At 43.4% G+C, this 9956-nt stretch carries 6 protein-coding genes; all 6 read right to left on the minus strand.

The features are described from left to right. Positions 1-156: 156 nt before the first annotated feature. Positions 157-2172 (minus strand): ATP-dependent DNA helicase RecG, encoded by a 2016-nt coding sequence (recG, locus tag QZ158_RS06470; RefSeq protein ID WP_293886872.1) that lies wholly within the window; start codon positions 2170-2172, stop codon positions 157-159. A gap of 97 nt (positions 2173-2269) precedes the next feature. Beyond that, on the minus strand, positions 2270-3397 hold the full coding sequence (gene alr / locus QZ158_RS06475; RefSeq protein ID WP_293886873.1) for an alanine racemase: 1128 nt from the start codon (positions 3395-3397) through the stop codon (positions 2270-2272). Beyond that, a complete protein-coding gene (gene acpS, locus QZ158_RS06480; RefSeq protein WP_006595699.1) occupies positions 3387-3749 on the minus strand; it encodes a holo-ACP synthase in 363 nt (120 codons plus the stop codon). Before acpS ends, alr begins: the two co-directional genes overlap by 11 nt. Before the next feature lie 83 nt (positions 3750-3832). Further along, a complete protein-coding gene (locus QZ158_RS06485; protein WP_293886874.1) occupies positions 3833-4864 on the minus strand; it encodes a 3-deoxy-7-phosphoheptulonate synthase in 1032 nt (343 codons plus the stop codon). 20 nt (positions 4865-4884) lie between these two features. Then, positions 4885-7404 (minus strand): preprotein translocase subunit SecA, encoded by a 2520-nt coding sequence (secA, locus tag QZ158_RS06490; RefSeq protein ID WP_293886875.1) that lies wholly within the window; start codon positions 7402-7404, stop codon positions 4885-4887. A 442-nt stretch (positions 7405-7846) separates the two neighbouring features. After that, positions 7847-9691, minus strand: coding sequence for an APC family permease (locus QZ158_RS06495; RefSeq protein ID WP_293886876.1), 1845 nt, complete (start codon positions 9689-9691; stop codon positions 7847-7849). Between the last annotated feature and the right edge of the window lie 265 nt (positions 9692-9956).

Here is a 9956-nt window from a genome sequence, read left to right on the forward strand (position 1 = left end):
CGATTTCGTCGTCCCACCTCCGCACAGTTGAGTAGGGCTGTAAAAGCTGATAAAATCAGCGTAGTAGAACCCACTCAACCACTGCGTCTTGCTCGATAATCCAAAGACAATTGAGAGGCTTGGACTTTTGTCCCAGCCTCTTTTTCTTATCACTTCTTAATCCAGGTGTTCTTTCTGCTCCAAATGTAGAGACAGACAGTGCCAATCTGGATGCTCTCGCCAATTAGGAGTCGTGACCACCTGAACAGCTACCTTTCGTGCTTCCTCTAAGATTGGATAATCTTCAATAAGGTTGGCCACTTGAAATTCTGGTATACCTGATTGACGCGTTCCAAAGATTTCCCCAGAGCCTCGTAGCTTGAGGTCTTCTTCTGCCAAGACAAACCCATTGGTGGTTTCGGTCATGATTTTCATCCGACGCTTACCTGATTCTGTTTTGGGATTGGCAACTAATACTGCGTAAGACTGCTTATCACCACGCCCTACCCGACCTCTCAACTGGTGCAATTGACTCAAACCGAAGCGGTCTGCATCCATGATAATCATGACGGTAGCATTGGGAACATTGACGCCGACCTCAATTACAGTTGTAGAAACTAGTAAGTCAATTTCTCCCTGCTTAAAGGCCTGCATAATGGCCTCTTTTTCTTCCCCCTTCATCTTACCATGAAGGAGAGCAATACGGGCTCGGTCTCCAAAATAAGCAATCAATTCTTCCTCTAGAGCAATAGCATTTTTGAGGTCCAAGGCTTCCGATTCTTCAATCAAGGGAGAAATGACATAGGCTTGGGAGCCTTTTTGAATTTCTTTGACCAGCCAATCCAAGACTAAATTTAACTGTTGATGCTTGACCCAGCGGGTGATAATCTCTTTTCGACCTGCTGGCATTTGGTCTATAATCGAAACATCCATATCTCCAAAAGCAGTGATTGCCAGAGTCCGGGGAATTGGGGTCGCTGTCATCATCAAGACATCCGGATTTTGGCCCTTTTCACGCAGGATCCGTCTTTGGGCTACACCGAAACGGTGCTGCTCATCAATAATGACCAAGCCGAGATCATGAAAATGAACCCCCTCCTGAATCAAGGCATGGGTTCCCACAATAAGGTCCACTTGCCCTGTCTGAATCAATTCCAAGCATTCTCTTCTCTCCGCAACTTTTAGACTGCCTGTTAAAAGAAGAATTCTAAGACTAGGAAAGAGAGAGGTCAAACTTTGTAAATGTTGCTCAGCTAGGATTTCAGTTGGGACCATCAAGGCCGCTTGCTTGCCAGCTGTTACAGCAGCATACATGGCCAACCCAGCAACAACCGTTTTCCCACTTCCGACATCCCCTTGCAAGAGGCGATTCATGTGGTAAGGAGAGCGCATATCTGCTAGAATTTCGTTCAGACTTCGCTCCTGAGCTTCTGTCAACGTAAAAGGAAGCTTAGCTTGAAGAGCTTTTAGCTTCTTCTTATCCCAATCCAGCACAATTCCCTGTCCGACGGAACGATTTTCTTCCTTCAAGACCTGCAGTTGCAATTGGAAAAAGAGCAATTCTTCAAATTTCACTCGTCTCAAGGCCTGCTTATATTCCTCAAGATCCTTGGGAAAATGCATAACCCGGACCGCTTGTCTGCGAGAAAGCAAGTGATACTTATCCATTAAAATCTGGGGTAAATTTTCTTCCAACAAGTTGTCTAAACCTGCTTCAAAAGCCGTCTTGATAACCTTTACTAGAGCTGACTGGCTCACCCCTTGAGATAAACGATAGACCGGTTGGAGGTCATCTTCGACTTGGGCTAACAGCTTCATCCCTGTCAAAGCTCCCTTGGCCTTATCCCATTTACCAAATACAGCCACTGTTTGCCCTAGTTCAATCTTGTCCGCTAGATAGGGCTGGTTAAAGAAACTAACTGCTAGGATCAGCTCCCCTTGTTTAATGGTAAAGCGAAGACGGTTACGCTTGTAACCATAATACTGGACATTGGCTGGGGTGGCAACAATTCCAGAAACAACTGCTTTTTCTCCATCTTCCAGATCTAAAACATTTTTTGATTTAAAATCTTCATACCGAAATGGGAAGTAGAGCAAGAGGTCCTCAACCGTTTCGATTCCCAAATTCTTGTATTTTTCTGCTGATTTCGGTCCAATTCCTGGCAGGACAGAAAGTGGTTGGTGTAAGTTCATTCTTTCCTCCTAGATAAGAAAGGAGGCTGGGACCACCGTCATCAACCTCTTTCATCTCGAACTTTTTATAAAAGGAAGCTGGGAAAAGACAAACAACTTACTTCCCACTGTCTTCCTTTGTTGGACGATAAACTCTTGGTACGCGATCACTCAAGACACAAACAACCTCATAGTTGATCGTGCCTCGATAGATTGCTACATCCGTTGTCGTTATAGCTAGATCACCATCCCTTCCGATCAATACTACCTTAGTCCCAATCGGGTAGGCCTTCGGTAGGCGAATGGTGATTTGGTCCATGGATACGCGACCGACAATCGGGCAGAATTGCCCATCAACAAGGACATGAAAACCTTGCATATCTCTGGTCCAGCCATCTGCATAGCCAATTGGAATGGTCCCAATCCACTCTTCCTCACTAGTCTGATAGGTCGCTCCATAGCCAACTGTCTGCCCCACTTCTAGTGGTTTGATATGGACCAATTCTGTTTCCAGACTCAGAGCAGGACGGATGCTATAGGGAAGCTCTAACTCTCTTCCACTTGGATTGAGACCATACATGACATCACCCAGTCGGACAGCATTAAAAATGGTATCAGCATGCCATAAAGTTGTTGCTGAATTGCTGGCATGAACGATTTTAGGAGTATAGGGCAAGAGCTCCAACAAGCTCTTAAATCGTTGCAACTGGCCTTGGAAATGCCGGTCATCTTTCTCATCAGCTGTAGCAAAATGAGTAAAGATCCCTTCCACTTCTGCTCCATGATCTCTTAATAAGATCATGGCTTCCTGCAAGTCTTCTGCCGAACGAAAACCAATTCGTCCCATTCCTGAATCCACTTTAATATGAACCTTCAACCCAGTCAAATCAGACTTTTCAGCCAACAATGCTTTCAACCACTCGAGACTAGCCACTGTATAACGAATTTCCTCTTTGATGGCGATCGCAACGTGTTCTACTGGTGCAACGCCCAAAATTAAGATCGGCTTTTCACCTGCTACTTGGCGAACTTCCAAGGCTTCATCTAGATTGGAGACACAAAAAGCATCTACTAGTGGCAATAAACGTTCTACCACTGGTTCAACCCCATGGCCGTATGCATTTGCCTTGACAACTGCAAAGGTCAAGGTCTCTTTCGGAATATGGGCTTGTATTTGTTGAACATTATAGGCAATAGCCTCTACATCCACATATGCTCGCGTTGGTCTATGTATACTAGCTTTCATTTCTTTCCTCCAAAATGACACTGGTCGAAACTAAATCGCCTGAGTGACTAATCGATACCCAAATCTTTCCACTAAAAGGAGCTTTTGAAAAATAGGGAGCTCCTTTTTGATTGGTTAGAATTTCCAGATCCTGAAATCCTACTGGACCAATTCCTGTTCCCCAAGCCTTGGAAAAGGCTTCTTTGGCAGACCATCGACCTGCCAGGTATTCCATTTTCCTTTTTCCAGATAATTGGTCAAACCGTTCTCGTTCCGTCTCTGTCAATACCTTAGAAGCAAATCTCGGATGTCTCTGGTAGGCTTGTTCAATGGATTGGATCGATTCGATATCTATCCCATGTCCAACAATCATATCTTTTCCTCTTTAATGATTTTCTATCAGCAACTCTATTTAAGAAGGAAAGGGCTGAGAATATTTTCTCCAGCCCTCTCCTCTTATTCAGCTACATACTGATAAATTTCTCGTACTAAGCTTTCTGTCTTTTCCCAACCCAAGCATGGGTCTGTGATCGATTGACCAAATACTTCTGGTTGATCTTGACGACCGTCCTCTAAATAAGATTCAATCATAAATCCACGGACTACATCATGGATAATTGGATTCCAGCTACGATTTGTAAGGGTTTCTCTGACAATGCGAATCTGCTCAGTAAATTTTTTCCCAGAATTATCATGATTGGTATCAACCAGGATAAATGGATGTTGCAAGCCCAAGGCTTGGTAGCGATGCGCAACTTCTAGCAGATCTTCATAGTGGTAATTTGGAATGTTTTTCCCATTCGCGTCTAAGGCTCCACGCAGAATAGCATGCCCGAATGGATTTCCACTTGTCTCCACAGAACGACCATTATAGAAGAAATGGTGCCCATGTTGTGCAGCATAAATTGCATTAAACATGACCGACAGATTTCCAGACGTTGGATTTTTCAATCCAGTTGGGACTGAGATGCCACTCGCCACAAATCGATGGCCTTGATTTTCTACAGAACGTGCCCCAATAGCAACATAAGAAAGGAGATCCTCAACAAATGGGTAGGTCTCTGGATACAATAGTTCATCTGCTGTTGTCAAACCAGTCTCGGTAATCACTCGGTGATGCAGGCGACGAACTGCCTTTAAGCCAGCTACAAAACTTGGTCCTGAAGCAGTATCCGGTTGATGCATCAAGCCTTTATAGCCATCTCCATTGGTCCGAGGTTTGGCAGTATAGACCCGCATCACAATGAAGACCCGATCTTTAACTTCTTCCTGAAGGGCTGCAAGGCGACGAGCATATTCCATCACTGCTTCCTCATTATCTGATGAACATGGTCCCATCACAAGCAAAATCCGCTTGTCTTCCCCCTTCAAAATAGAGGCTAGTTCACGGTCACGCGCTTCTTTGCGAGCTAAATGTTCACCTTCTAAGAGATAAAGAGAAGTTACTGCTGTTTCATCAATGATTGGGCTAGTAGCTGTAAAAGACATAGGCTGATCCTTTCATCCGATTAGAGTTTTTTACCGTGGCAATTTTTAAATTTCTTACCAGATCCACATGGACAGATGTCATTGCGTTTGATTTGACTCAAGTCGAGATCTTCTGGTAAATCGTTTTTTTGAGCGGCAATATTACGAGTCGCTGTCGTTGAAATACTGTGCTCTGTACGAGGACGCTCTTGTTCATGGATTTGAGCTTTCATCATCAAACGAGTCACATCAAACTCGATGGAGCCAATCATATCGTTGAACATACGGAATCCTTCTGATTGGTATTCAACCACAGGATTGTTTTGTGCATAACCACGGAGACCGACAGCATTACGCAATTGATCCAAGGCATCGATGTGATCGGTCCATTTGCTATCCACAACGCGAAGGATCAAGACTTTTTGGAATTCTCTGACTGCTTCTTCATCACGTAATTTCGCCACTTGGTTTTCATAAACCTCTTCAGCGCGTTTGTACAAGTAATCAATCACATCTTTATCAGATTTGCCTTCAATATCACTCTCAGAAATCGTATCTTCAGGGACCAAATTGTATTTGGCAAAGTTCAGAATAGCTTCGATCCGTTCTTCCTTGCTTGAGTGGCTAGCTCCTTCAACGATCCGTTTAATGGTTCGTTTGATCATGGCCTTGATTTCTGGCGCCAAATCACGATCCGCTGTAATGACATCATAGCGTTGAGAGTAGATAATCTCGCGTTGTTCCCGCATAACATCATCATACTGAAGGACTTGCTTACGAGTGTCATAGTTGTTCCCTTCCACTCGTTTTTGAGCTGCTTCAACTTGGCGTGTAAACATGTTGGATCTGATGACAGATTCTTCTTCGCTTAGTTTGAAGCGGTCCAGCAAGGCTTTGATGCGTTCTGAACCGAAACGACGCATCAACTCATCTTCAAGAGAAAGGTAGAATTGAGATTCACCTGGATCCCCTTGACGTCCAGAACGTCCACGCAACTGGTTATCAATACGACGGCTTTCATGACGCTCTGTACCAATCACACAAAGTCCACCTAGTTCACGAACCCCTTCACCGAGCTTGATATCGGTACCACGTCCGGCCATGTTGGTCGCGATGGTAACGGCACCACGTTGACCAGCGTTCATGATGATTTGCGCTTCTTTGTAGTGGTTTTTCGCATTCAAAACTTCGTGAGGAACGCCTGCTTCAACCAAGAGGCGGGATAGGTAGTCACTGGTTTCAACGGCAACGGTACCCACCAAGACTGGTTGTCCTTTTTCATAGCGAGCTTTTACATCTTCTACTACAGCTTTAAACTTCGATTTCAAGCTTGGGTAGAGAAGGTCCGGATGGTCAATACGAGCAATCGGACGATTAGTTGGAATTGGAATAACGCGAATGTTGTAGATTTCACGGAATTCTTCTTCTTCTGTTTTACCAGTACCTGTCATCCCTGAAAGTTTCTTATACATCCGGAACAAGTTTTGGTAAGTAATAGAAGCTGATGTTTTGGTCTCTTCTTGGACTGGTACACCTTCTTTAGCCTCAATCGCTTGGTGCAAGCCGTCAGAATAACGACGACCTTCCATGGTACGACCTGTAAATTGGTCGACGATCAAGATTTCTTGATCTTCACTGACTACATAGTCGATATCCAAAATCATGATGTAGTTAGCACGGAGGGCATTGTCGATGTAGTGTGTTAAGGCAACATTTTCAATGTCGTACAAGTTTTCAAGATTAAAGTAACTTTCAGCCTTATCAATCCCAGAATCTGACAAACCAATCGTTTTTGAAGGGACGTCAATAATATAGTCTTCTTTTTCCAAAGATTTTACATAGGTATCCGCCATGTGATAGAGTTGACTAGTTTCTGTAGAAGTCTGACCTGAAACAATCAATGGCGTACGGGCTTCATCAATTAAGATGGAGTCTACCTCATCAACCAAGGCATAATTCAAAGGACGTTGTACCATATTTTCGGCACGAACAACCATGTTATCACGCAAATAGTCGAAACCAATTTCCGCGTTGGTTGAATAGGTGATATCACAAGCATAAGCTTCTTGTTTTTCAGACGGTGATTTTGCAGCCAAGTTGATCCCAACTGAAAGACCTAGCCATGAGTACAACTCACCCATCTCAGTCGCATCACGTTCTGTCAGGTATTCATTGACAGTGACAACGTGAACTCCTTGGCCAGATAGGGCATTCAAATATACCGGCATGGTCGCAGTCAAGGTTTTTCCTTCCCCTGTACGCATTTCTGGAACGTCACCATGGTGAAGAACAATACCCCCCATGACCTGTACTTTATAAGGGAACAAGCCCAAGACACGCTTGGCACCTTCGCGAACTACCGCAAAAGCTTCATACAGAAGGTCATCCAATGATTCGCCATCTTGGTAGCGTTGCTTGAACTCTTCTGTTTTCGCTTTCAGTTCATCATCTGACAAGGCAGCCATTTGATCTTCGTATGAGAAGACCTTGTCTGCCATCTTTTCCAATCGTCTTAATTCACCTTTATCATTTTCGATAATTGTTTTTAATAAATTAGCCATTAGTTTCCTTACTTTTCAAATTTCTTAAATTTTAAACGTTCTCTTTATTATAGCATTTTTTAAACATTTTTTCAAGATTAAGGCTGTATCTTACAAGACTTTCGAGTGGTTTTTTTCGTGTGAGAAAATCCAAAAAGATGCCTGCTCAAGCAGACATCTGAAAGTGGAGACAAACTGTTCATTGATACAAATCTAATAAATTCTATAAAAATTATACTCGTTAGAATTATTCAATCATCTACTGAAACTTTCCGCTGTGAGAAAAGTGCCTGAAACAATTGTGTTTCAGGCACTCGGAATTATTGAGACCTTAGGCTCAATAATTAGTCTTGGAACTTCGAAGAAGTTCGCTGACGTCCGCACTCACATTAGGAAAGTTTTAGGCAACTTTGTTTTTAATCCGAATCACCTCTAAAGCAGACATCTTTTCTTTATGCGATAGTTATTCAGACAAATGGTAAGAATAGCTTGCCACAACCACTTCTTCATGCCAACGAAGCGCATACTTCAATTTCAAACTCATTTGGTTGTGGAGAATATTTTGCCAATGTTTTTTAGGGATGAATTGAGGAACTAAGACTGTGACGGTGTTCCCTTTTTCCTTGGCCTCCTCAGCTACTTTTGAGACAAATTCAACTGTTGGTTGGATAATATCCCGGTAACTTGTCATGACATTTTCAAAGCGAATATGAGGGAAATAATATTTGAATTCTTCTGCTACCTCAGCATCCTTGACCTTGGTTTCTTCCGTTGATACGTGCATCGCTACAACATCGTTTCCTAGGCTATTTGCATAACTCATAGCTCCCACACTTACCTGAGTGACATTCCCAACAAGGACAATGACAGTATTGCCCGCGTAATTTGTCTTTTCGATCTTCCTTCCCAAACGCAATTGAGCCGCAACTTTATCATAGTGATTGCGAATACTTAAGAACATCCAAAGTAAAAGACCGATTATAGGGAAGAAAGGCCAAATCTCACTCAGACGGAACAACAAGAGGATCAAGACAATCCCATAACAGATAGCAGCCCCCAGGATATTAACCAGCGAATACTTGAGAAATCCTTTTTGATATTGGCGTTTCCAATGAATGACCATCCCTGTTTGAGAAAGAGCAAAAGGAATGAAGACCCCAATGGTATAGAGCGGAATCAAGCTTTCTGTTTGTCCATCGAAGATCAAGAGCAAAACAATCGCGCCAATCGCCAATGTCAAAATCCCATTGGAATAGCCCAGACGATCCCCTTTTTCCATATACATGTGTGGCATGTATTTGTTTTTGGCCATGTTAAAGGCCAACATTGGAAAGGCGGAGAACCCTGTATTAGCCGCAACTGCCAAGATCAAGGCTGTTGATAATTGAAAGACGTAAAAGAAGGCTTGACCGACTGGGGAATTCCCTAAGATAGCTTGGGCCATTTGGGCTAGAGTTGTTACCCCTTTTGCTGGAACAACACCCACCCAGTAATTGAGAAAGGTAATCCCTGCAAACATGATCCCTAAAATCAAAGCCATAATGGTCAAGGTAGAAGCTGCATTCTTTGCTTTTGGTTTCTTAAAGAAGGGAACCGAATTGGAGATGGCTTCCACCCCTGTTAGGGAAGCGGATCCACTCGTAAAGGCCCTCAACAAGAGAATGATGCTGACTCCTGAAATGGTTTGGCCAACATGCGCAGTCGCGTTATAGGCCAAATTCCCTGTCAAAATTTGGATCACGCCATAGCCGATTAAGGCAATGGTACTGACAATAAACAGATAGACCGGAATCATTAAGGATGTGGCTGATTCGCGCAGTCCCCGAAGGTTCATCAGCATCAAAAGCAAGACCAACAAAATGGAAATGTGAAGATTATAAGGATGAAAAGAGGGAATCGCTGACGTGATGGCATCTGCACCGGAAGAAACAGATACCGCTACCGTCAGCATATAGTCAACCAAAAGACTTCCACCAGCGATCAACCCCGCTTTGGGAGACAGGTTCTCCGAAGTCACCATATAGGCTCCTCCCCCTTGAGGGTAGGCATGAATGACCTGACGATAAGAAATCGTTAAACTGGCTAGAAGAACCAGGACCACAATCCCAATTGGAATGGACCACCAAATGGCTCCTGCTGATACGGTCATCAAGACCAGGATAACTTGCTCTGGACCATAGGCAATAGAAGAAAGTGCGTCACTAGAGAGCATAGCCAAGGCCTGCATTTTCCCTAGCAATCCTCCTTCACCTTCTGCACCAGATTTCAACGGACGGCCAATAAACCATTTTTTCAATGTTGAAAACATAAAAAACTCCTTGAAAAAAGATCATGAGGCCGGGAATTCCCTGCCTCTTTTTCATAAAACAGGGGTTATTCTACTCCTTTTTTTCAAGACTGTCAACTTAAATTATGAAATTTTCATAAAGTTTTCATTGTCTTCATTCATTCGAGCTCTCTTAGATCTGCCCGCTTCTTTTCAAATTTATCCAAGCAAAAAACGAGGCTGGGACAAAAATCCTAGCCTCTCAATTATTTTTGGATTGTCGAGCAAGACGCAGTGGTTGAGTGGG

It is taken from the genome of Streptococcus sp. A12 (assembly GCF_905372335.1).
Classification (GTDB): Bacteria; Bacillota; Bacilli; order Lactobacillales; family Streptococcaceae; genus Streptococcus.

Bases quoted from the DNA above. Each gene is read 5' to 3' on its own strand.
- QZ158_RS06495 (WP_293886876.1), bottom strand. From the start codon at position 9,691: ATGTTTTCAACATTGAAAAAATGGTTTATTGGCCGTCCGTTGAAATCT.
- alr (WP_293886873.1), bottom strand. From the start codon at position 3,397: ATGAAAGCTAGTATACATAGACCAACGCGAGCATATGTGGATGTAGAG.
- recG (WP_293886872.1), bottom strand. From the start codon at position 2,172: ATGAACTTACACCAACCACTTTCTGTCCTGCCAGGAATTGGACCGAAA.
- acpS (WP_006595699.1), bottom strand. From the start codon at position 3,749: ATGATTGTTGGACATGGGATAGATATCGAATCGATCCAATCCATTGAA.
- secA (WP_293886875.1), bottom strand. From the start codon at position 7,404: ATGGCTAATTTATTAAAAACAATTATCGAAAATGATAAAGGTGAATTA.
- QZ158_RS06485 (WP_293886874.1), bottom strand. From the start codon at position 4,864: ATGTCTTTTACAGCTACTAGCCCAATCATTGATGAAACAGCAGTAACT.